Origin of the sequence: Mesorhizobium sp. B2-2-4, assembly GCF_006442375.1 — a bacterium.
In the GTDB taxonomy this organism is placed as follows: domain Bacteria; phylum Pseudomonadota; class Alphaproteobacteria; order Rhizobiales; family Rhizobiaceae; genus Mesorhizobium.
Genome location: NZ_VFWB01000011.1, coordinates 51,744 through 74,823, shown reverse-complemented (window position 1 = coordinate 74,823; position 23,080 = coordinate 51,744). Strand labels below are relative to the sequence as shown.

Here is a 23,080-nt window from a genome sequence, read left to right as displayed (position 1 = left end):
AAACGCCGCAGATATGCAGCCGCGGAGGTAGCTCGCAGCGATGCCAGGCCATGCGATTCAGGCTGGCGCGAGTTAAAACCGCTGGTGCAAGGGGTTCGATTTGCGTATCACTCCGCCGCGCCAACGGAACCATGCAGATGTTTGAAAACCTTCAGCCGGCTGCCGCCGACAAGATCCTTGCCCTGATCGGCCTCTATCGTGCCGATCCTCGACCCGACAAGGTCGACCTCGGTGTCGGCGTCTACAAGGATCGCGACGGCAAGACGCCGGTCATGCGGGCCGTGCGCGAGGCGGAGAAGCGGCTGCTGCAGGGTCAGGACACCAAGACTTATCTCGGCCTCGCCGGCGACACCGGGTTCAATACCGTGATGGCCAGGCTCGCCTTCGGTGCGGACGCAGACATGACGCGGATCCGTGCCGCGCAGGCGCCGGGCGGCTCCGGCGCGTTGCGGCTGGTGGCCGAGCTTTTGAAGCGAACCCGCGCCGATGCGACGGTCTGGTTGTCCGATCCCACCTGGCCGAACCACATGCCAGTGATGCGCGCCGCCGGGCTGCAAATCCGTGAATATCCCTATTTCGACGCGACATCGGGCGCCGTTCGCTTCGACGACATGCTGGCAGCACTGCGCACGGCGAAGGGCGGCGACGTGGTGCTGCTGCATGGCTGCTGCCACAACCCGACCGGCGCCAATCTGGACATCGCGCAGTGGGCCGCTGTCACCGATCTCGTCGTCGAGCGCGGCCTGCTGCCGTTTGTCGACATTGCCTATCAGGGCTTTGGCGATGGCCTCGAGGCCGATGCCGGCGGACTGCGGCTGCTGGCCGAAAAAGTTCCGGAAATGGTCGTCGCGTCCAGCTGCTCGAAGAACTTCGCCGTCTACCGCGACCGTGTCGGCGCGGCGATGATCCTGGCCAGGGACAGCGCGCAGGCCGACGTGGCGCTGGGCCAGATGCTGTCGGCGGCTCGTGCCATGTATTCGATGCCGCCGGACCACGGCGCAGCGGCAGTGCGCATCGTGCTCGAGGACGCGGTCTTGCGCGCGGACTGGGAAGCCGAGCTCGAGGAGATGCGCCTGCGCATGCTGAGACTTCGGGTGCAATTCGCTGAGGCGCTGCGCCGGCAGTCCAATTCCGACCGCTTCGATTTCGTCGCCAGCCATCGCGGCATGTTTTCCCGGCTTGGGCTCACGGAAGCGCAGGTCGAACGGCTGCGCGCGGAATATGGCGTCTACATGGTCGGCGACAGCCGCATCAATGTCGCCGGCCTGCCGGAAGACGGCATGGACAAGCTCGCCAAGGCGATCGTTTCCGTGCTCGACTGACTGGACTTGTCCGGCGCAGTTGTGGACAAGCCCGCTTCGCCCGCCGACAGCATTGGCCGCGCGGCGGACCGCGCGATAGCATCCGCCGCATGAAGCCATCGAAAGACATTTCGCGCCTGATCGAAATCATGGCGGCGCTGCGTGCGCCAAAGACCGGCTGTCCCTGGGATATCGAACAGGATTTCTCGACCATCGCGCCTTACACGATCGAGGAGGCCTATGAGGTGGCCGACGCCATCGCGCGCGGCGATCTCGACGATCTGCGCGACGAACTCGGCGATCTCCTTTTGCAGGTCGTGTACCACGCGCGGATGGCTGAGGAAGCCGGCGAGTTCGCTTTCGGCGACGTGGTCCAGGCCATCACCACGAAGATGATCCGCCGCCATCCACACGTCTTCGGCGACGAACAGGCCCGCAGTGCCGGCATGGCCAAGGGCATGTGGGAGAAGATCAAGGCACAAGAGAAGACCGAGAAGCGTAGCGCCCGTCTCGCGCGCGGACTCGACCCGGAAGACAACGGCAAGGGGTTTCTGGACAGCGTGCCGGTCGCCCTGCCCGCACTGACGCGGGCATTGAAGCTTCAGGAGAAGGCCGCCCGCGTCGGTTTCGACTGGAGCGAGGCAGCCCCCATCCTCGACAAGATCGAGGAAGAGATCCGCGAATTGCGCGAGGCGCTGGCCAAAGGCCAAACCGCGGAGATCAAGGATGAATTCGGCGATATGCTGTTTGCCGTCGTGAATCTCGGCCGTCACCTGAAGCTCGATTCGGAAGCAGCGCTAAGCGGCACCAACGAGAAATTCCGTTCGCGCTTCCACTATGTCGAGCAGGCCCTGGAGAATTCCGGCAGCTCGCTGGAAAAGGCTGATCTGGACGAAATGGAAGCGCTCTGGCAGGAAGCGAAGAGCGCGAAATAACTGGCGTTAGCCGTTATTCTTGCGACGCAATCTGCTTTCGATCTCATCGCGGGCACTTTGCGTGGCCTTGAGGGAGATGGTGGCGCTGCCGTCGTCATTGTCGGTTCGCGAAACAACATCGCCATTGCGGTAAAGCCAGTCGACAAGGCCGAACTGCGCCGGCCCGATCGTCACCGTCAGATCTTCAAGTTCGCCGGACATACGTGTCTCGATGATCGCGTTCAGCGCGTCGATGCCTTCGCCCGTGACAGCCGATATGGCGACGGGAGGCGCCTTGGCATCCGTACTCTCGGCAAGCAGCCGTGCGCGATTGCCTTCATCGAGCAGGTCGACCTTGTTCCAGACCTCGATGACCCGCTTGGTATCGCCGGCGTCGACGCCGAGATCGGCCAGGATGCGCTCGACGTCCTCGGCCTGGGCGGATGTGTCAGGATCGGAGATGTCGCGCAAATGGATGATGAGATCCGCCTCGACCACCTCTTCAAGCGTGGCGCGGAAAGCCGCGATGAGATGCGTCGGCAGGTCCGAGATGAAGCCGACCGTGTCCGAGAGGATGATCGGCGTGCCGTGCGGCAGCCGCACGCGGCGCAGCGTCGGATCGAGCGTGGCGAACAGCATGTCCTGCGCCAGCACCCCTGCCCCGGTCAGCTTGTTGAACAGCGTCGACTTGCCGGCATTGGTGTAGCCGACGATGGCCACCACCGGAAACGGCACCTTCTTGCGCTTGGCACGATGCAGGTCGCGGGTGCGGCGTACCGTCTCCAGCTCGTGCTTCAGCTTGACGATCTTGTCCTGCAGGACGCGCCGGTCCGATTCGATCTGGGTTTCACCGGGGCCGCCGAGGAAGCCGGCGCCGCCGCGCTGGCGCTCGAGGTGGGTCCAACTGCGCACCAGCCGGCCCTTCTGGTAGTTGAGATGGGCAAGCTCGACCTGCAGCGTGCCTTCCTTGGTGCGGGCGCGCTCGCCGAAGATCTCGAGGATCAGCCCGGTGCGGTCCAGCACCTTGGCGTTGAATTCCTTCTCGAGGTTGCGCTGCTGCACCGGCGTCAGCGGATGATCGACGATGACCACCTCCGCATGCCCTTCCTTGACGATCTCCGCCAACTCCTCGACCTTGCCGCTGCCGAGCAAGGTCGCCGGACGTGGATCGTTGACGGTAACCACGGCCGTGTGGATCAGATCGAGATCGATGGCGCGGGCAAGACCGACCGCCTCGTCGTGACGGGCCTCGGCTGAGCGCGTCAGCCGCGGACGGTTGGTGTCGTCCTCGCCGCGCGGCTGGCGGGTAAACACCGGCACGATGACAACTGCCCGGGTCGGACCCTCGGCCTCCGTCCCCGGCTGATGTGCTGATTTTCCGCGAACGCTGCGGTCCGGGTCCTTCTCACGTGCCAATCAGGCGCCCTGGCTTTCCTCGCCATCGAACATCTGAACCGGCTGGCTCGGCATGATCGTGGAAATGGCGTGCTTGTAGACGAGCTGGGAGTGGCCGTCGCGGCGCAGCAGGACGCAGAAATTGTCGAATGAAGTGACGACGCCGGTCAGCTTCACGCCGTTGATGAGAAAGATGGTGAGCGGGTTCTTGCTCTTGCGAACAGAGTTCAGGAACAGGTCCTGAAGGTTTTGCGATCGTTCCGCCATTGTTCTTGTCTTTCGCCGATCCCCTTCGGTTTGCAGGCCAATGCGCCAAATTAACCAGCACATGTCAAGCGCGCAAACACCGTCTTGTCGTCAGTAACGACAAGCAGAACGAGATATATTGATGTTCATTCCACCTGTGCGGTTATCAGGCTGGACTTTTTTCCGCAATGTCAAAAAAGGCTTGCCGCAACGAAAGTGTTATCGAGCCGGGGTGGCCGTTGGCGATCGGGTCGCCGTCTATGGCCACGACCGGCATGGCGATCGTGGTCGCGGAACTGATGAAAGCCTCCCTCGCCGCCTTGGCCTCGGCGACGGAAAAACCGCGTTCCTCGATCTTGAGTCCGAGCTTGGCCGCCACTTCAAACATGGTGGTGCGGGTTATGCCGCGCAGAATACCGTGCTCGGCGGGCCTGGTGACCAGAACGCCGTCCCTGGTGACGATCCAGGCATTCGACGACCCGCCTTCCTTGACGTTGCCGTCCGTATCCACGAACCAGGCTTCCTGCGCGCCAGCTTCCTTGGCCTTCTGCTTGGCTAACACATTGGCTAGCAGGCCGGTGCTCTTGATGTCGACGCGATCCCAGCGATTCTCGGGCACGGTGATGACGGCGATACCGGTCTCGGCCCGCTTGGCTCCAGCAGCGGGATCCAGCTTCCTGGCGGTGATCACCAGCGACGGCCTGGTATCAGCCGAGGGGAAGGCGAAGTCGCGGCTGGCGACGCCGCGTGTGACCTGGACGTAAACCAGGCCGTTGACGACATGGTTGCGATTGACCACTTCGCGCATGATGAGCGGCAGGACGCCTGGGGTGACCGGCCAGCCGATCGACAGCTCGCTCAGCGAACGGTTCAGCCGGGCGAGGTGACGCGGCATGTCCACGATGAAGCCGCGCGCCACTTCGCAGACCTCGTAAACGCCGTCGGCGAACTGGTAGCCACGGTCTTCGATATGCACAGCGGCATCGGCATGAGCGGTGTAGCGCCCGTTCACATAGGCAATACGCGGCATTTGTCACCTCGGGGGATCTGCTTCGGCTTGTTTAGGCGATTCCGCCTCAACAGTGATGGATAATCGCGTGGGCCACTGAAGCAACTCCAGAAAGCGTGTAACGATTTTCCGGCCGGAACTGCTTGAGCAAGGTATCGAACCGGGCCGGCAATGCATCAAACGTCGAACCGCTCAAGATATCAGGTCAGACGCCGAGCGACTTCAGCTTGCGGTGCAGCGCGGAACGCTCCATGCCGATGAACTCGGCCGTTTTCGAGATGTTGCCGCCGAACCGGTTGATCTGGGCGATCAGATAGTCCTTCTCGAATTGTTCGCGCGCCTCGCGCAGCGGCAGCGCCATGATGTGCTGGTCCGACTGGTTCGGCGTGCGGGGCATGACATCGCCGATTTCGGACGGCAACAGGTCGGCGGTGATCGGCGCATCGACATTGTCGCCGCGCGCCAGGATCATCAGCCGTTCGACATTGTTGCGCAATTGGCGAACATTGCCTGGCCAATTGTGCGCCTGCAGCACCGCCATGGCGTCATCGCCGATACGGCGCGGCTTGATGCCGGCCTGACGGGCGATCTGCTTCATGAAATTGTCAACGAGATAAGGAATGTCCTCGCGCCGCTCGGCAAGTCCCGGCACCGTGACCGGTACCACCGCAAGGCGATGGTAAAGATCCTCGCGGAAACGGCCATCGGCGATCATCGCCTCCAGATTCTGCGACGTCGAGGAGATGATGCGGACATCGACCTTGACCCGTTTGGTGCCGCCGACGCGCTCGAACTGCTGTTCGACCAGCACACGCAGGATCTTGTTCTGCGTCTCGCGCGGCATGTCGGCCACCTCATCGATGTAGAGGATGCCGCGATGGGCTTCCTCCAGGGCGCCGACCTTGCGCTCGACGCCGTTCGATTCGGTGCCGAACAGTTCGATCTCCATGCGTTCGGGCGTGATGTTGGCGGCGCTCAGCGTCACGAAAGGCGCGCTCTTGCGTGCCGACAGCGTGTGGATGGCGCGCGCGGCCAGCTCCTTGCCAGATCCGGAGGGCCCAATGATCATGACGCGGCTGTTGGTCGGCGCGACGCGCTCGATGGTCTGGCGCAACTGGCTCATCGCCGACGACATGCCGATCAGGTCGAAGGTCTCGCCGCTGCGCAGCTTGAGATCGGAAACCTCGCGCCTCAGCTTGGAGGTTTCCAGCGCACGCTCGGCAATCAGAATCAGCCTGTCCGCCTTAAAGGGCTTCTCGATGAAGTCATAGGCGCCGCGTCTGATGGCGGAGACCGCGGTCTCGATGTTGCCATGGCCCGAAATCATTACCACCGGCAGGTTGGGGTGCATGGTCTTGATCTCGTCCAGCAAAGCCAGGCCGTCCAGGCGCGAACCCTGCAACCAGATGTCGAGAAAAATCAGCCGCGGCGCTCGGTCGGCGATGGCCGCCAGCGCGGTGTCGGCATCGGATGCCGTGCGGGTTTCGTGACCTTCGTCGCTCAGTATGCCTGCGACGAGCTCACGGATGTCTTCCTCGTCATCGACGATCAGAATATCAGACGCCATTACCGACCTTTTCAGTTTCTCTTTCGTGTTCCATCCTGCTTTCGCCGCGCGCTGGCGCCACGGCCGCAGGTGGCAGGATGATGCTGATCATCGCGCCGCGCCCGCCATGGAAATCCGCAGGCGCATCGTGGAGCTCCAGCCTGCCGCCATGGTCCTCCACGATCTTCTTGACGATGGCGAGACCAAGGCCCGTGCCCTTCTCACGTGTGGTCATGTAGGGCTCCAGCAGCCGCTGACGATTCTCCCGCGGCAGGCCTTTGCCATTGTCGATGACATCGATGCGAATCGCGCCATTCTGACGTCCGGCTTGAATCCGGATTATGCCGTGCGAACCGTCCTTCTGTTCCAGCCCGTCGATCGCTTCGGCAGCGTTCTTGATCACGTTGCCGAAAGCCTGCGCCAACAGGCGGCTGTCGAAAGTACCCTTGAGCGGTTCGTTGCCGAATATGCGCTCGAACGTGATGTCGGAACGGCTCACCTCGACCAGGAAGGATGCCTCGCGCAGGGATTCACGCAGGTCTATGGACTTCATCTCGGGCTTCGGCATGCGCGCGAAAGCGGAGAATTCGTCGACCATGCGACCAATATCCTCGACCTGCCGGATGATGGTGTCGGTGCACTGGTCGAACACCTCGCGGTCCTCAGTGATGACCTTGCCGTAGCGGCGCTTGATGCGCTCGGCTGAAAGCTGGATCGGCGTCAGCGGGTTTTTGATCTCATGGGCGATGCGGCGCGCCACATCGGCCCAGGCAGAGGAGCGCTGCGCCTGGACCAGATCGGTGATGTCATCGACCGTCACGACGTAGGATTTCTCCTCCGTGCCGTTATCGCCGGCCTCGATGGTGATCTGCACGTTGAAAGTCCGCTCCGTGCCGGCGCGGAAAAACGTCACCTGCTCGCGATAGACGGGCTTGCCCGATTGGCGGCCGATCTCGAAGACGCGGCCGACATGCGGCAGAATGGCGGAAAGGTTCTGCCCGAGCGCCGCACTGGCCGAAATGGCCAGCATGGACTCGGCCGAGCGGTTCACGATGGTGACGATGCCACAAGGATCGACGCCGATGACGCCGGCGGTGACACCGGCCAGCACCGCTTCCGAAAAGCGCCGTCGCTCGTCGATCAGATCCTTGGCTGACAGGATCTCGTTGCGCTGCGATTTCAATTCCTGAAGCATCTTGTTGAAAGTGTTGCCGAGCGAGGCAACGTCGCCGTCGGACGGGCGCACCGGCACGGCGACGTCGAGATTGCCGGTCGCGACCTCGTCGGCAGCGCCGATGAGCTGACGAATCGGCCGCACCAGCCGGTCGGCCACGGCAATGCCGGTCCAGATTGCCGACAGGATGATAATCAAAGTCAACGACAGATAAGGCAACGCGAAAGCCACCTGCGAAGTGCGCCTGTTGTCTTCGAGATTGCGATATTCGTCGGTGTTCGATCTGACGATCTGGCGCGCCTTTATCACCTCGGGATCGACCAGCCGGATCGTGTAGAGGTAGAGCCCCTCGATCTCACGCAGCTTGACGATGGCGCCCATGATGTTGCGCGTGCGCGGCTCGATCAGAACCGGCTTGCCGTCGGTGGCGCTGGCGACCGCTCCCTCCGGCGGTTCCGGCATGGCGAAGTCGGCATCGGTCTTGGCGCTCATCACGAAGGAGCCGTCGGGCTTGATCAGCGCGGCATGCGCCAGCGAGCGGCCCACCGCCTCCTTGCTCATTAGATCGAGGAAGCCAGTTCGGTCGAGGCCGTAAAGCGTGCGCGACGCGTCGAGGTCATAGGCCATCGACAGCGTCGTGCCCTGCAGGTTGCGCGCGTTTTCCTGCACATAGGCATCGGCGATGGAAAGCGACGAATTGACGATCGTCTTGGTGCGAATCTCAAACCAGCGGTCGAGACCGATATCGAGCGTGATCGACGCAATGATCGCCACCATGATGGCGGGGATGGCGGCGACGAGCGCGAACATGGCCACGATGCGCACATGCAGCCGCGAGGCTGCCTTGCCATGCCGGCGCGCCATGACGATGCGATGCACCTCCCGGCCGATCAGTGCGATCAGCAACAGAACGAAGATGGCGTTGAGCGCGATCAACGCCCAGGTTGTCCTGGCGTCGGGCGCAATCGGCGTCGCGCCGACCAGGATCGCGAACGAAATGGCCGCCATGACCAGCGCACCGACGACCGCCACCACGCCGGGCAGCGCCAGCAGCCGGCGCCCGTCACGCGTGCCGGGGTCGTTGAAAAGCGGTTCGTTCGGTGTCGGAGCCTGCGAAGCCATGTCGCCGTCTAGAGCCAGTGATTGCGTCGGATCTATGCAACGCATTGTGGCGATTATGCAACAAGTGTGGCCTGGACGGAAATCTTTCGCGGACAGTCCCCCGGAAAAAGCGCTTCGGCTCTATCCCGGCTCAGGCCTGGCGTGACGATTTGTAGACGTTGACGCCGAGTTCGCGAATCTTCTTGCGCAGCGTGTTGCGGTTCAGCCCCAGCAGTTCCGCGGCTTTGATCTGGTTGCCGCGCGTCGCGGTCATCGAGGCCAGCACCAGCGGATATTCGACCTCCGAGAGAATGCGCTGGTAGAGGCCGGCAGGCGGCAATTCGCCGGCAAACGAGGTGAAATAGCGCTGCAGGAAATGCTCGACCGCCTGGCCGATGGACAGGTCGTCGGGAATGAGGTTGCCGCCGCCCGGCACCACGGGACGCTCGCCGGTCTTGAGTTCCGCCTCGATGATCTCGGCGGAAATCTCGTCCTGTGAATAGAGCGCGGCGAGCCTGCGGACCAGGTTTTCCAGTTCGCGCACATTGCCCGGCCAGGGATAGCGCTTCATCAATTCGATGCCGCCCGACGAGATACGCTTGGTCTGGAGACCCTCCATCTCGCCGAGCTTGAAGAAGTGCCGGACGAGGTCCGGCACGTCCTCGGAGCGCTCGCGCAGTGCCGGGAGCCTGAGGGGCACGACATTGAGGCGATAGAAAAGATCCTCGCGGAAGAGCCCCTGGTTGATCAGCGTGCGCAAATCCTTGTTGGTGGCGGCGACGATGCGCACGTCGGTCTTGATCGGCGTGCGGCCGCCGACGGTCGTGTATTCGCCCTGCTGAAGCACGCGCAGCAGGCGCGTCTGCGCTTCCATCGGCATGTCGCCGATCTCGTCAAGGAACAGCGTGCCACCTTCGGCCTGTTCGAAGCGGCCGGTTGAGCGGTTCTGCGCACCGGTGAAGGCGCCCTTCTCATGGCCGAACAGTTCCGACTCGATCAGGTCGCGCGGGATGGCCGCCATGTTGATGGCAACGAAAGGGCCGCCACGGCGGCGGCCATATTCGTGCAGCGCACGCGCCACCAGCTCCTTGCCGGTGCCCGATTCGCCCGAAATCATCACCGTCAGGTCGGTCTGCATCATGCGCGCCAGCATGCGATAGATGTCCTGCATGGCGGCCGAGCGGCCGACCAGCGGCATCGTCTCGGGCTGCTCTTCTGGCCGCGCGTCGATCTTGGGGCGCCGCGGCTCCGACAGCGCCCGGTTGACGATGTTGAGGAGCTCGGTGAGATCGAACGGCTTCGGCAGATATTCGTAGGCGCCGGTCTCGGAGGCACGGATCGCCGTCATGAACGTATTCTGGGCGCTCATGACGATGACGGGCAGCTCCGGCCGAGCTTTCTTGATGCGCGGCAGCATGTCGAATGCGTTCTCGTCCGGCATCACCACGTCGGTGATGACGAGATCGCCCTCGCCCGCCGCCACCCAGCGCCACAGCGTCGAGGCATTGGAGGTCACGCGCACCTCATGGCCGACACGCGAAAGGGCCTGGTTGAGGACCGTACGGATCGCCGCATCGTCGTCGGCGACGAGAATATTGCCGCGAACGGTCATTTGCGGTCTCCTTCAGCGTCTTCATCGGTGCCGAGCGCCGTTTCCTTCCAGGCCGGCATCAGGATGCGGAACATTGTCGCGCGCGGCGTCGATTCGCATTCGATGATGCCGCCATGCTCGCCGACGATCTTGGCCACCAGCGCGAGGCCCAGTCCCGAGCCGTTCGGCTTGGTGGTGATGAAGGGATCGAACAGGATCGGCAGGATATCCTCCGAGACGCCGGAACCGTTGTCTCGCACGCAGAACTCGAGCGGCAGCGACACGCGATCCTGAGTGCCTGGAACCGAAACGCGAATGCCCGGCCGGAAGGCTGTCGACAGGACGATTTCACCTTGGGGGTCGCCGCCGATCGCCTCGGCGGCGTTCTTGACCAGGTTTAGGAACACCTGGATGAGTTGGTCGCGGTTGGCGAAGACCGGAGGCAATGAAGGATCATAGTCCTCCAATATCTTGATTTTTTTCGCAAAACCGTTCTTGGCGATCGCCTTCACATGGTCGAGCACGACATGGATGTTGACGGGATAGCGGTCGATCGGCCGCTCGTCGGAAAACACCTCCATGCGATCGACCAGCGACACGATGCGATCGGTCTCGTCGGTGATCAGCCGCGTCAGCGCGCGATCTTCGTCTGAAGCGGACAGTTCAAGCAGCTGGGCAGCGCCCCTGATGCCGGAGAGCGGGTTCTTGATCTCGTGAGCCAGCATCGCCGCCAGACCGGTCACCGAGCGCGCCGCGCCGCGATGCGTCATCTGCCGGTCGATCTTGTCGGCCATCGACCGTTCCTGGAACATCACCACGACGGAGCCTGGAAACTCCGGCACCGGGGCAACATAGAGATCGACCACCTTCTCGATGCCGAGACGCGGAGACGACACGTCGACCCGGTACTCGTTGACGGGGGCCCGGCGCTCGCGCACCTGGTCGACCAGCGTCAGCAGCGGGCTGCCGAAGGGGATGAGCTTTGACAGCGTGTTGCGGGCGAGCATCGTCGCGCTCGAGCGGAAGAAGTCCTCCGCATCGGCGTTGGCGAAGGTGATGAACCCCTCCGAACTGATCATGATGACCGGACGGCGGATGGTGTTGAGCACGATCTGGGCAGCATCCGCCATTTCCGGGCCCTGGCCGACGGAGGCGTTCATGCGGCGCTCCGCATGGGTGTTTGCTCGGCGGCGGAAAACACCTCGCGAAGCAAGGTAATCGTCCGCGCGGGGTCGAAAGACGTGAGAATGGCCTTGCGCTTTTCGTCGGCAAGGGCGCCGGCATGGCGGTCCAGATACCAGCCGAGGTGCTTGCGCGCCTGGCGCAGGCCGCTCTCGACGCCGTAGAGCGCAAGCATGTCCTCGTAATGGGCAATGATGTAGTCGGTCAGTTCCGCAGCGCTTTCCGGTAGCCGGGCAAGCTCGCCTGCCGCCGCGGCCGCGATGGTTCCGGCGGTCCAGGGCGCGCCGTAGTGGGCGCGGCCCACCATCACCGCATCGGCGCCGGATTGCTCCAGAACAGCGGCTGCTTGCGCAGGCGAAGACACATCGCCATTGGCGACGACCGGGATCGACACGGCAGCCTTGACGCAGGCTATTGCGCGCCAATCAGCCTTGCCCTGATAGAACTGGCAGCGCGTGCGGCCGTGCACTGTCACCATCTTGACGCCCGCCTGCTCGGCACGGCGCGCCAGGTCAGGCGCGTTGAGCGCCGTTTCGTCCCAGCCGAGCCGCATCTTCAGCGTCACCGGCACACCGACCGCGCCGACCACGGCGTCGACCAGCGACAGTGCATGATCGAGGTCCTGCATCAGTGCCGAGCCGGCATAGCCGCCGGTCACCTTCTTGGCGGGGCAACCCATATTGATGTCGATGACGTCGGCGCCCTCGCCGACGGCGATGCGTGCGCCTTCCGCCATGTGTGCCGCCTCGCGGCCGGCAAGCTGCACCATATGGACGGGCAGGCCCGAATGACGTATGCGCAGGTCGCATCCGGCCCTGCCTTTGGCGAGCTCGCCGCTTGCCACCATTTCGGATACGACCAGGCCGGCGCCATGCGCATGGGCGCGTCGCCGGAACGGCTCGTCGGTAATTCCCGACATCGGCGCGAGGAACACGCGATTGCGGATACTCACGCCGCCGACGTCGAGAGGTGCGGTCAATTTGGTCAGGTCAAGCATGCACAAAAACCAAGCATGTTCATTTGCTGCACATTCTCTAGCCATATCGGCCGCAATGTGCAACGCGGAATGACGCCACATTACGGCGCAATTGGGAAATGCCGAGCTCGGCTGCAGTCCCGAGCAAAGCGCCGCGCCTTGCACGAACACGCAATGGACGTTTTAGGGCTTCCTGTTCGGCCTACAATCTCTCCGAAAACCGATTACACTTTTGGGGATCGTGCGCTAAGCCAATCGGCATGACTGACGCGAGCGAAAATCAGGCTTTGGAGGCCAACGGCAAGGTCGCGGTGGTTATTGTTGCGGCCGGCCGCGGCGCGCGTGCCGGACAGGCCGATGGCCCGAAGCAATATCAGCAGATCGGCGGTCGCGCCGTCATCGCCCACGTCATCGATATTTTCCTGGCGCATCCGCGTATCGGCCCGCTCGTCGTGGCAATACACGCCGAGGATCACGAACTTTTTCGACATGCCGTCGGCGCACACTCCAATCGCGTCACGGTAATTGCGGGTGGCCCCACCAGGCAAGACTCGGTTCGACTCGGACTGCAGGCGTTGAGAAGCCACGCACCGGACAAGGTTCTCATCCACGACGCGGCGCGCCCCTTCGTCGACGCGGATCTGATCGACCGTACGATCGCAGCCATCGGCGAGCGCGAGGGCGCGCTCCCGGCGTTACCCGTCGCCGACACGCTGAAACGCGAATCCACCGCCGGGATGGTCGCCGAAACGGTCTCCCGGAGCGGGCTTCACGCAGCGCAAACGCCGCAGGGTTTTCCATTCCTGGCGATTATGGGGATGCATGAGGATGCCTATAACAGCGGCAAAACCGACTTTACCGACGACGCCGCGATCGCCGAGTGGATGCAGATGCCGGTCAAACTCGTTCCCGGCTCGCCGGACAACGTCAAACTCACCTGGGCACGGGACATCGCCATGGCGGACCAACGACTTTCCAGCGGGCGCATGCGCTTTCCCGATATCAGAACCGGCAATGGCTACGACGTCCACGCGTTCGAGACCGGCGACCACGTCACGCTGTGCGGCATCGCCATCCCGCATGACAAGAAACTGTCCGGCCATTCCGATGCCGATGTCGGGCTTCATGCCCTTACCGATGCGCTGCTGGCGACCTGCGGCGCCGGCGATATCGGCACGCATTTCCCACCCTCCGACCCGCAGTGGAAGGGTACTGCCTCCCGGATATTCGTAGAACATGCGGCAAAGCTGGTGCGCGCGCGCGGCGGCCGCATCGCCAATGCCGACATCACGCTGATCTGCGAGGCGCCACGCGTCGGCCCACATCGCGAGGCGATGACGGCTGCCCTGTCGCAGATGCTGGCCATCTCTGCGGACCGCATCTCCATCAAGGCGACAACCAACGAGAAGCTCGGTTTCGTCGGCCGCGAGGAAGGCATTGCGGCGATCGCCACGGCGAGCGTGGTGTTTCCCGGCGAGGTGCCGGAATGAGCAACAGCGAACTGGCAAATGCATTGCTGCAAGCCTGCCAGAAGCGCGGCATTATGCTTGCGACGGCGGAAAGCTGCACCGGCGGCATGATCATCGCCGCGCTGACCGACATCGCCGGCTCTTCCGCCGTGGTCGATCGCGGCTTCATCACCTATTCCAATGAAGCCAAGTTGGACATGCTCGGGGTTTCCGCCGCCACGCTGGAGGCTCATGGCGCGGTTTCACGCGAGACAGCGATCGAAATGGCAACCGGCGCGCTGGCGCGCTCCCGCGCCGGGCTCAGCCTCGCCGTTACCGGCATTGCCGGACCGGGCGGTGGCTCGCCGGAAAAACCGGTCGGCCTGGTCTGGTTCGGGATTGGCCTAAGCGGCCGGCCGGTTACGGCCGATCGCGTGCTGTTCGCCGATGAAGGCCGTGCTTTCATTCGCCAGGAGACCGCCAGCCATGCACTCAAGCTGGGATTGCAGGCGCTTGGGCATGCTCACGCCGGTTTTGCACCGTAGATGACATCAGCACGCTTTTCGAAGGCTTCGGAGAACATGCGAAAGGCACGGTCGAACATCGTGCCCATCAGGGCGCCGAGGATGCGGCTTTTGAACTCGTAGTCGATGAAGAAGCAGACGGCACAGCCGCCGTCGGCAGGGTCGAATCGCCAGACATTGGTCAGATATTTGAACGGACCGTCGATGTACTTGACGTCGATCGCACGCTCGTCGGGCTTCAGCAGCACCTGCGTCGTGAAGGTCTCGCGGATCGCCTTGTAGCCGATGCTCATATCGGCGACGAGGATCGTGCGCCCGTCACGCTCCTTGCGCGAGCGCACCGTCAGTGCCTCGCAAAGCGGCAGGAATTGCGGATAAGCTTCGATGTCGGCGACCAGGGCGAACATCTGTTCCGGCGTGTGGGAAACGCGGCGGGTGGCTTCGAATTTCGGCATGAACCCGGCTCTAAAGCGCGTCGCGTCGACACAGACTCATGCGACGCACCTTAGAGTCTTTGTTTTCGTGCATGCCGTTCTCCCAAAACCCGAAGTCACTTTGGGCGACATGCATCAGAGCGATTTCTCGAGCTGCGCTTGGCGCGCGGCGCGCAGCTTGGCGAAATCGTCGCCGGCGTGGTGCGAGGAGCGGGTCAGCGGGCTCGACGCCACCAGCAGGAAGCCCTTGGTCCGGCCGATCGTCTCGAAGGACTTGAACTCCTCCGGGGTGACGAAGCGGATCACCGGGTGGTGCTTTTTCGATGGCTGCAGATACTGGCCTATGGTCATGAAGTCGACATTGGCCGAACGCAGATCGTCCATAAGCTGCAGGATTTCGTTCCGCTCCTCGCCCAGTCCAACCATGATGCCGGACTTGGTAAAGATCGAAGGGTCGAGCTCCTTGACCCGCTGCAAAAGCCTGATCGAATGGAAATAGCGGGCGCCTGGCCGGACCGTCAGGTAGTTCGACGGCACGGTTTCGAGATTGTGGTTGAAGACATCGGGCTTTGCCGCAACCACGACCTCCAGTGCGCCGTCCTTGCGCAGGAAGTCGGGCGTCAGGATCTCGATCGTGGTTGAAGGCGTCGCCGCCCGGATCGCACGGATGACCTCGGCGAAATGCTGCGCGCCGCCATCAGCGAGGTCGTCGCGGTCGACAGAGGTGATGACGACGTGGCTGAGGCCCATCTGCTTGACCGCGTGGGCGACCCGTGCCGGCTCGTCCGGGTCGAGCGCGGTCGGGATGCCGGTGGCGACGTTGCAGAAGGCGCAGGCACGTGTGCAGATCTCGCCCATGATCATGAAGGTGGCATGCTTCTTGTCCCAGCACTCGCCGATGTTCGGGCAGCCGGCCTCCTCGCAGACCGTCACCAGCTTGTGCGACTTCACGATCTCGCGGGTTTCGGCATAGCCTTTCGACACAGGCGCCTTGACGCGGATCCAGTCAGGCTTGCGCAGCACGTCCTGGTCGGGCTTGTGCGCCTTCTCCGGATGCCGCAGCCGCGGCGCATTGGCGATCGTGTCGAGGACGGTGACCATCGGAACCCTGGTTTTCTTTGCGATCGCCGCCGGCGATCGTCACTTACACGTCATCTAGGACTTTTCAGCACAAAGAAAAAGGCTGCGGCGGTACATGCCGCCACAACCGTTTTCGCATGGCGGAAACGATACCGACTAACGGCGCACCAGACGTCCGGCCCAGATCAGCAGGCAGGCGCCGATGAAACCGGTGATCAGGTAGGCGGTCCAGCCGACGCCAAACACGCCGATGTTCAAGGCACGCAAGATCGCGTTCAGCACCACTGCGCCGGCAATGCCCAAGATGATGTTCATCAAGACGCCGGTATTGCTCTTCATGACCATTTCGGCAAACCAGCCCGCCAGGCCGCCGATTATGATGGCTGCGATCCAGCCCACGCCATTCACGTCCATATGCCCTCTCCTTGCTTGAGAAAAAACGCATCCGGAAACGAACTAACTTGCCGTCGAGCTCCTGCGGCTTTCGCGTCTGAGTGTCGTGCGGCCAATCTATCATGCGTTCAACGCACGGCCATAGGCGTCGAGCACGCTTTCCTTCATCATCTCCGACAGCGTCGGGTGCGGGAAGATCGTGTGCATCAGTTCTTCCTCGGTCGTCTCGAGGTTCATCGCAACGACAAAACCCTGGATCAGTTCGGTCACTTCGGCGCCCACCATGTGGGCGCCAAGCAGTTGGCCGGTGTTCTTGTCGAAGATGGTCTTGATGAAGCCCTGGTCCTCGCCGAGCGCGATGGCCTTGCCATTGGCGGCGAACTGGAAGCGGCCGACCCTGACATCCTTGCCCTCGGCCTTGGCTTTCGCTTCCGTCAGGCCGACCGAAGCGACCTGCGGATTGCAATAGGTGCAGCCAGGGATCTTCAGCTTGTCGGTGGCGTGCACGCCGGGGAAATTGGCGATCTTCTCGACGCAGACGACGCCTTCATGCTCGGCCTTGTGGGCGAGCATCGGCGGGCCGGCGACATCGCCGATGGCGTAGATGCCGGACACATTGGTTTTACCGTAGCCGTCGACGACGACGCAGCCGCGCTCCGTCTTCACGCCAAGCGTCTCCAGGCCGAGGCCCTCGATATTGCCTTGCACGCCGACGGCCGAGATCATGCGATCGGCCGTGATCTTCTCCACCTTGCCGTCCTTCATCTCGACATGCGCGGTGATCGAGTTGGCGCCTTTCTCGACCTTGGTTACCTTGGCTTCGAGAATGATTTTCATGCCCTGCTTCTCGAACTGCTTCTGGGCGAATTTCGACACCTCGGCGTCCTCGACCGGCATCACGGCCGGCAGCAGTTCGACGACGGTCACGTCGGCGCCCATGGTGCGGTAGAACGAGGCGAATTCGATGCCGATGGCGCCCGAACCCATCACCAGCAGCGACTTCGGCATTTCCTTGGGCACCATGGCCTCGAAATAGGTCCAGATCAGCTTGCCGTCCGGCTCGATGCCCGGCAGCGCCCGCGGCCGGGCGCCGGTCGCCAGTATGATGTGCTTGGCGGTGTAGGTGCCCTCGCCCTTGACGCCTTTCGGCACAGGCGGCTGCGGCTCCATCGGCTTTTTGGCAGTCTTGGAGACGACGATCTCGCCCGGTTTTGTCAGCTTGGCCTCGCCCCAGATGACGTCGACCTTGTTCTTCTTCATCAGGAAGGCGACGCCGCCATTGAGCCGCAGCGAAACCTTGCGCGAGCGGTCGACGACGGCCGACGTGTCGACGCTGACCTTGCCGTCGAGCTTCAGTCCATAGTCCTTCAGATGATCCGAATAATGCATGATCTCGGCCGAACGCAGCAACGCCTTGGTCGGAATGCAGCCCCAGTTCAAGCAGATGCCGCCGAGATGCTCGCGCTCGACGATCGCCGTCTTGAAACCGAGCTGCGCGGAACGCACTGCCGTGACATAGCCGCCGGGACCGGAGCCGATGATGATGACGTCGTAGTTCTCAGCCACGGTTTTCTCCTTCAATCACAATTCCAGCATGACGCGCACGAGCGGCGTCAACGCCTCGCCGATGTTTCGCGTATTTTCGGCATCGAGATGGACGCCGTCGAGCGGCGTGGTCTTGGCCACAGTGCCGGCATCGAAGAAGCCGCAGCCAGCCTCATCGGCAAGCGCGGAATATTGCGGCGCAAGCTCTTTGGACGCATCGTCGCCGCCGGCAAACATCGCCTTGAACTCGGCATCTTCGGTGCGACTGACGAGAGGCGGCGAGACGATGAGGATCTGCGGCGGCGGCCAGTCGAACGGATAGTCGTGGCCGCGCACGATGTCGATCAGGCGCTGGATGCCTTGTTTGGCCGCAACGGGATTGCCGTGGATCCAGGGCTTCATGTCGTTGGCGCCGAGCATGATGACGATGACGTCGATCGGCGCATGCGTGGTCAGCACCGTCGGCAGCGTTCTTGCGCCATTGCGGTCGGCGCCTGCCAGGTGATCGTCGAACGCCGTTGTGCGGCCATTCAGCCCCTCGGCAATGACATGCACGCCGTCACCTAGTCCGGTCTGCAGCACGCTTGGCCAGCGATCCTCGAGCGCATGACGGCCACCCTCGGCATTGTAGCCCCAGGTCAGCGAGTCGCCGTAGCAAAGAACCGTCTTCATCTTGCTCAACCCGCCCTTGCGAGGGAGTATTCTTCCTCGGCGTTGGTGACGACGGCGAATTCCTGCGCCTCCAAGCCGCCGGCGAAGAGGCCGGTGAAGAATTTCCGCACCGCCTTGTTCTTCCTACACCAGCATGCCCATCGGGTTCTCGATCAGCTTCTTGAAGGCGACCAGCAGTTCGGCGCCCAGCGCTCCGTCCACGGCGCGATGGTCGGTCGACAGCGTCACCGACATCACCGTGGCGATTTTGATCTCGCCGTTCTTGACCACCGCCCGCTCCTCGCCGGCGCCCACTGCCAGGATCGTCGCATGCGGCGGGTTGATGACGGCGGCGAAATCCTTGATGCCGAACATGCCAAGGTTCGACACCGCCGTGGTGCCGCCTTGATATTCCTCCGGCTTCAGCTTGCGGCTGCGCGCGCGGCTGGCCAGGTCCTTCATCTCGTTGGAGATCACCGACAGCGTCTTTTCATCCGCCTTGCGAATGATCGGCGTGATCAGGCCGCCGGGGATCGACACCGCGACGCCGACATCGGCATGCCTGTGCTTGACCATGGCGCTTTCGGTCCACGAGGCATTGGCATCCGGCACCGCCTTCAACGCCATGGCCATCGCCTTGATCACCATGTCGTTGACCGAGAGCTTGTAGGCGGGCGCCTCGCCCTTGTCGGTCTTCTTTACCGGTGCGGCCGCATTGAGCTGCGTGCGCAGCGAAAGCAGCGCATCGAGCTCGCAGTCGAGCGTCAGGTAGAAATGCGGGATGGTGGTCTTGGCCTCGACCAGCCGGCGCGCGATGGTCTTGCGCATATTGTCATGCGGGACGAGTTCATAGGAGCCTTCCTCGAACAGGCGCAGCACCTGATCGTCCGACATCGCCTTTACCGGCGCGGGAGCAGCGGCCGGCGCGCCAGCCGGAGCTTTGGCAGCGGGTGCCGCCTTGGCGCCGCCGCCGGCTATGGCGGCATCGACATCGGCCCTCACCACCCGGCCATGCGGGCCGGTGCCGGTCACGGCAGACACATCGACGCCCGCCTCTTTGGCAATACGGCGCGCGAGCGGCGAAGCAAAGGTGCGCCCTTCACCCTCCCCCTTGTGGGGAGGGTCGGCAGGCCTTCCGGCCGGGGTGGGGGGCGCGGCGGTGGGTTCACCCGCGGCGCGACCTCCCCCATCGGACGGAGAGGTGGGAGTCTCGGTCTTCGATGTCTCAGCCTTGGGAGGCTCCGCTTTCGCCGGTGCGGCATCGCCACCGCTTTTCGCGGCGGCACTTGCGTCCTCACCCTCGGCGGCAAGCACGGCGATCAGCGCATTGACCTTGACGCCTTCGGTGCCGGCGGGAACGACCAGTTTCGCCACCGTGCCCTCATCGACGGCTTCGACTTCCATCGTCGCCTTGTCGGTCTCGATCTCGGCAATGACATCGCCGGGCGAAACCTTGTCGCCCTCCTTCACGAGCCACTTCGACAGATTGCCCTCTTCCATGGTGGGCGAGAGGGCCGGCATGGTGATGTTGATTGGCATTGTGTCCTCCCGCCCGGTTCAGCGATATGAGACGGCTTTGACGGCCTCGATGACTTCGCCGACATTCGGCAAAGCCAGCTTTTCGAGATTGGCCGCATAGGGCATCGGCACGTCCTTGCCGGCAATGGTGATGACCGGCGCGTCGAGGAAATCGAAGGCTCGCTGCGACACCTGGTTGGCGATATGGTCGCCGACCGAGTTCTGCGGGAAACCTTCTTCCACCACGACCAGCCGGTTGGTCTTCTTCACCGAGGCGATGATGGTGTCGAAGTCGAGCGGACGGATGGTCCTGAGATCGATGATCTCTGCGTCGATGCCCATGCCGCGCAGTTCCGCTTCGGCCTTGACCGCATAGGTCATGCCAATGCCGAAGGAGACGATGGTGACGTCCTTGCCTGACTTATGGATGCGCGCCTTGCCGATCGGCAACACGAAGTCGTCCAGCTTCGGCACGTCGAAGGACTGGCCGTAGAGGATTTCGTTTTCGAGGAAGATGACCGGGTTCGGATCGCGGATCGCCGCCTTGAGCAGTCCCTTGGCGTCTGCGGCGGTATAAGGCATCACCACCTTCAGGCCCGGTATGTGGCTGTACCAGGCGGCATAGCATTGCGAATGCTGGGCGGCGACGCGAGCCGCAGCACCATTCGGCCCGCGGAAGACGATCGGCGCGCCCATCTGTCCGCCGGACATGTAGAGCGTCTTGGCGGCCGAGTTGACGATCTGGTCGATCGCCTGCATGGCGAAGTTGAAGGTCATGAATTCGACGATCGGCTTCAGGCCAGCCATCGCCGCACCGACCCCGACGCCGGCAAAGCCGTGCTCGGTGATCGGCGTGTCGACGACGCGACGCGGTCCGAACTCCTGCAGCAGGCCTTGGGTGATCTTGTAGGCGCCCTGGTACTCGGCAACTTCCTCGCCCATGACGAAGACATCGCCGTCGCGGCGCATTTCCTCCGCCATGGCATCGCGCAGCGCTTCGCGCACCGTGGTCGAGACCATCTCGGTCCCGGCGGGTATGTCAGGATCGGCGGCGACTTCCGTCTTCGGCGCGGCCGCCACAGGCGCCGCTGCCTCGCTCTTGGCCGCGGCGGGTGCCGGTGTCGGCGCCTTTGCCTCAGTCTTGGCGGGCTCTTCACCGATGCCTTCGCCGGCCTTGTCGACATCTTCGCCATCGACAGCCAGCACGGCGATCACCGCGTTGACCTTGACGCCTTCGGTGCCTGCGGGAACCACGATCTTGGCAAGCGTGCCCTCATCGACAGCTTCGACTTCCATCGTCGCCTTGTCGGTTTCGATCTCGGCGATGACGTCGCCGGCGACGACCTTGTCGCCCTCGTTCTTCAACCACTTGGAAAGATTGCCCTCTTCCATGGTCGGCGAAAGGGCGGGCATGAGAATTTCGATCGGCATGTCCTTGCCCTCCCGTTACAATACGATGTCGGTCCAGAGCTCGGACGGATCCGGCTCGGCGTCGTGCTGGGCAAACTCGGCGGCATCGGCGACGACGTCGCGAACCTCCTTGTCGATGGTCTTCAATTCGTCCTCGCTTGCCCACTTCTTCTGGATCAGCCGCGCTTTGACCTGCTCGATCGGGTCATGCTCGGAGCGCATCTTCTGCACTTCTTCCTTGGAGCGGTATTTCGCCGGGTCGGACATCGAATGGCCCCGATAGCGGTAAGTCTGCATTTCGAGGATCAGCGGCCCATTGCCGGCACGGCACCATTCGGTAGCGAGATCGCCGGCGGCCTTGACAGCACGCACGTCCATGCCGTCGACCTGGATGCCGGGAATCTTGAACGAGGCGCCGCGATTCGAGAAGTCGGTCTCCGCCGAGGAGCGCGATACCGAGGTGCCCATGGCATAGCGGTTGTTCTCGATGATGTAGATCACCGGCAGCTTCCAAAGCGAGGCCATGTTGAAGCTTTCGTAGACCTGGCCCTGGTTGGCGGCCCCGTCGCCGAAATAGGTCAGCGTGACATTGTTGTTGCTGCGATAGCGGTTGGCAAAGGCCAGGCCCGTGCCGAGCGACACCTGGGCGCCGACGATGCCGTGGCCACCGTAGAAATGCTTCTCCTTGGAGAACATGTGCATGGAGCCGCCCTTGCCCTTCGACAGGCCGCCTCGGCGGCCGGTCAGTTCGGCCATGACGCCACGCGGCGACAGTTCCATCGCCAACATATGACCGTGGTCGCGGTAGGCCGTGATCATCTGGTCACCGTCGATCAGCGCCATCTTCATACCGGTGACGACCGCTTCCTGGCCGATGTAGAGATGGCAGAAGCCGCCGATGAAGCCCATCCCGTAAAGCTGGCCGGCCTTTTCCTCGAAACGGCGAATAAGCAGCATGTGCCGGTAGGCGGCAAGCTCCTCGTCCTTGGTGAATTCCACTGGTTTGGGCGCGGAAAGGCCCGATTTGCCGTCGGATTTCGATTTGGCAGGCGCTTTCCTGGCTGCGGTTGCCATGCATCACTCCCTGTTGGCGTCTCTTCGCGGACATTTCGAGCAAGATGAAATCTGCTCGAGCGAGATGAAATCTGCTCAGGGAAGATCAGCTCTCCCCACTGATTTTGGGGAGGCTAACACGTGAGAACGTGTTCCGCCATGTCGAAATTGCATAGCTGGCATGCGACTAAGCAATTAGAATCATTGAAAATATTGGTGATTAACCTGATATTGGTTACTTTGCCGAGACCGGCAACATGATGGTGATTTCGTCGGCCTGGGACAAATTCAGCGCCTTACGCGCCTGCTCGTCGAGCATGTCCTTCTCCAGCGTGCCGTCGTGCATCAGCTTGACGCGCCGTTCCAGCTCCATCCTGCGCGCCTTGATCGCATCGAGCTGGGCCTGCAGGGCAACAGTCTCGGCCTCCAGCTGGTATTTCGAATTGATGCCGAACTCGCCGTGATAGGCATGAAAGCCGAAATAGGCCAGGAACACCGCGCAGAGCGAGGGGATAATCAGCCGGCCGGTGTTTCTCTGTTTGTGCTGACGCGTCCACATCGTCCGTTCCCTCGCAGTCGCGAACTCGGG

Annotated in this window: 21 protein-coding genes; 4 read left to right on the top strand and 17 right to left on the bottom strand. The window is 62.9% G+C overall.

What is annotated here, in order from left to right; genetic code table 11:
- Positions 1 to 137: 137 nt before the first annotated feature.
- A complete protein-coding gene (locus FJ959_RS25260) occupies positions 138 to 1,322 on the top strand; it encodes an amino acid aminotransferase (protein WP_140498574.1) in 1,185 nt (394 codons plus the stop codon).
- Positions 1,323 to 1,411: 89 nt separating this feature from the next.
- The gene (mazG, locus tag FJ959_RS25255) at positions 1,412 to 2,236 is read left to right on the top strand and encodes a nucleoside triphosphate pyrophosphohydrolase (RefSeq protein WP_140625147.1); all 825 of its coding nucleotides are present in this window, start codon (positions 1,412 to 1,414) and stop codon (positions 2,234 to 2,236) included.
- 6 nt (positions 2,237 to 2,242) lie between these two features.
- On the opposite strand, the gene hflX is transcribed toward mazG, so the two are convergent.
- The 8 genes from hflX to dusB all read right to left on the bottom strand — a co-directional run bounded on the left by hflX (position 2,243) and on the right by dusB (position 12,456).
- Entirely contained in the window at positions 2,243 to 3,631 is a 1,389-nt protein-coding gene (hflX, locus tag FJ959_RS25250) for a GTPase HflX (RefSeq protein ID WP_140632731.1), read from the bottom strand.
- Complete coding sequence (gene hfq, locus FJ959_RS25245) at positions 3,632 to 3,877, bottom strand: RNA chaperone Hfq (RefSeq protein ID WP_006202172.1); 246 nt, start codon at positions 3,875 to 3,877, stop codon at positions 3,632 to 3,634.
- A 145-nt stretch (positions 3,878 to 4,022) separates the two neighbouring features.
- Positions 4,023 to 4,886: a D-amino-acid transaminase gene (locus FJ959_RS25240; protein WP_140498570.1), complete on the bottom strand. Its 864-nt coding sequence runs from the start codon at positions 4,884 to 4,886 to the stop codon at positions 4,023 to 4,025.
- Between the two features lie 184 nt (positions 4,887 to 5,070).
- A complete protein-coding gene (locus FJ959_RS25235) occupies positions 5,071 to 6,432 on the bottom strand; it encodes a sigma-54 dependent transcriptional regulator (RefSeq protein WP_140498569.1) in 1,362 nt (453 codons plus the stop codon).
- Entirely contained in the window at positions 6,422 to 8,707 is a 2,286-nt protein-coding gene (locus tag FJ959_RS25230) for a PAS domain-containing sensor histidine kinase (protein WP_181171997.1), read from the bottom strand. The genes FJ959_RS25235 and FJ959_RS25230 overlap by 11 nt, the downstream gene beginning before the upstream one ends.
- Before the next feature lie 130 nt (positions 8,708 to 8,837).
- Positions 8,838 to 10,298, bottom strand: coding sequence for a nitrogen regulation protein NR(I) (gene ntrC / locus FJ959_RS25225; protein WP_140515418.1), 1,461 nt, complete (start codon positions 10,296 to 10,298; stop codon positions 8,838 to 8,840).
- Positions 10,295 to 11,437, bottom strand: a complete 1,143-nt coding sequence (locus FJ959_RS25220) for a nitrogen regulation protein NR(II) (protein WP_140632728.1) — start codon at positions 11,435 to 11,437, stop codon at positions 10,295 to 10,297. Before FJ959_RS25220 ends, ntrC begins: the two co-directional genes overlap by 4 nt.
- Positions 11,434 to 12,456, bottom strand: coding sequence for a tRNA dihydrouridine synthase DusB (dusB, locus tag FJ959_RS25215; protein ID WP_140625150.1), 1,023 nt, complete (start codon positions 12,454 to 12,456; stop codon positions 11,434 to 11,436). The genes FJ959_RS25220 and dusB overlap by 4 nt, the downstream gene beginning before the upstream one ends.
- 239 nt (positions 12,457 to 12,695) lie before the next feature.
- On the opposite strand from dusB, the gene FJ959_RS25210 reads away from it, so the two are divergent.
- The gene (locus FJ959_RS25210; protein WP_140632725.1) at positions 12,696 to 13,925 is read left to right on the top strand and encodes a bifunctional 2-C-methyl-D-erythritol 4-phosphate cytidylyltransferase/2-C-methyl-D-erythritol 2,4-cyclodiphosphate synthase; all 1,230 of its coding nucleotides are present in this window, start codon (positions 12,696 to 12,698) and stop codon (positions 13,923 to 13,925) included.
- A complete protein-coding gene (locus tag FJ959_RS25205) occupies positions 13,922 to 14,428 on the top strand; it encodes a CinA family protein (protein ID WP_140632722.1) in 507 nt (168 codons plus the stop codon). The genes FJ959_RS25210 and FJ959_RS25205 overlap by 4 nt, the downstream gene beginning before the upstream one ends.
- Here FJ959_RS25205 and FJ959_RS25200 read toward each other — a convergent pair.
- The 9 genes from FJ959_RS25200 to FJ959_RS25160 form a co-directional block, all read right to left on the bottom strand.
- A complete protein-coding gene (locus tag FJ959_RS25200; RefSeq protein ID WP_140498563.1) occupies positions 14,407 to 14,862 on the bottom strand; it encodes a type II toxin-antitoxin system RatA family toxin in 456 nt (151 codons plus the stop codon). The two genes, FJ959_RS25205 and FJ959_RS25200, sit on opposite strands and share 22 nt — an antisense overlap.
- A gap of 114 nt (positions 14,863 to 14,976) precedes the next feature.
- Complete coding sequence (gene lipA, locus FJ959_RS25195; RefSeq protein WP_140515424.1) at positions 14,977 to 15,942, bottom strand: lipoyl synthase; 966 nt, start codon at positions 15,940 to 15,942, stop codon at positions 14,977 to 14,979.
- A 135-nt stretch (positions 15,943 to 16,077) separates the two neighbouring features.
- Complete coding sequence (locus tag FJ959_RS25190) at positions 16,078 to 16,335, bottom strand: GlsB/YeaQ/YmgE family stress response membrane protein (RefSeq protein ID WP_140498561.1); 258 nt, start codon at positions 16,333 to 16,335, stop codon at positions 16,078 to 16,080.
- A 99-nt stretch (positions 16,336 to 16,434) separates the two neighbouring features.
- Positions 16,435 to 17,880, bottom strand: a complete 1,446-nt coding sequence (gene lpdA, locus FJ959_RS25185) for a dihydrolipoyl dehydrogenase (RefSeq protein ID WP_140625155.1) — start codon at positions 17,878 to 17,880, stop codon at positions 16,435 to 16,437.
- 15 nt (positions 17,881 to 17,895) lie between these two features.
- Positions 17,896 to 18,531, bottom strand: coding sequence for an SGNH/GDSL hydrolase family protein (locus tag FJ959_RS25180; protein ID WP_140515426.1), 636 nt, complete (start codon positions 18,529 to 18,531; stop codon positions 17,896 to 17,898).
- Positions 18,532 to 18,654: 123 nt separating this feature from the next.
- Complete coding sequence (locus tag FJ959_RS25175) at positions 18,655 to 20,049, bottom strand: pyruvate dehydrogenase complex dihydrolipoamide acetyltransferase (protein ID WP_140632719.1); 1,395 nt, start codon at positions 20,047 to 20,049, stop codon at positions 18,655 to 18,657.
- Between the two features lie 18 nt (positions 20,050 to 20,067).
- Positions 20,068 to 21,459 carry a pyruvate dehydrogenase complex E1 component subunit beta gene (locus tag FJ959_RS25170; RefSeq protein ID WP_140515428.1) on the bottom strand — a complete coding sequence of 464 codons (1,392 nt, stop codon included), beginning with the start codon at positions 21,457 to 21,459 and terminating at the stop codon, positions 20,068 to 20,070.
- A 15-nt stretch (positions 21,460 to 21,474) separates the two neighbouring features.
- Entirely contained in the window at positions 21,475 to 22,512 is a 1,038-nt protein-coding gene (gene pdhA / locus FJ959_RS25165; protein ID WP_140501346.1) for a pyruvate dehydrogenase (acetyl-transferring) E1 component subunit alpha, read from the bottom strand.
- A gap of 214 nt (positions 22,513 to 22,726) precedes the next feature.
- Entirely contained in the window at positions 22,727 to 23,050 is a 324-nt protein-coding gene (locus FJ959_RS25160; protein WP_140501344.1) for a septum formation initiator family protein, read from the bottom strand.
- Positions 23,051 to 23,080 lie beyond the last annotated feature (30 nt).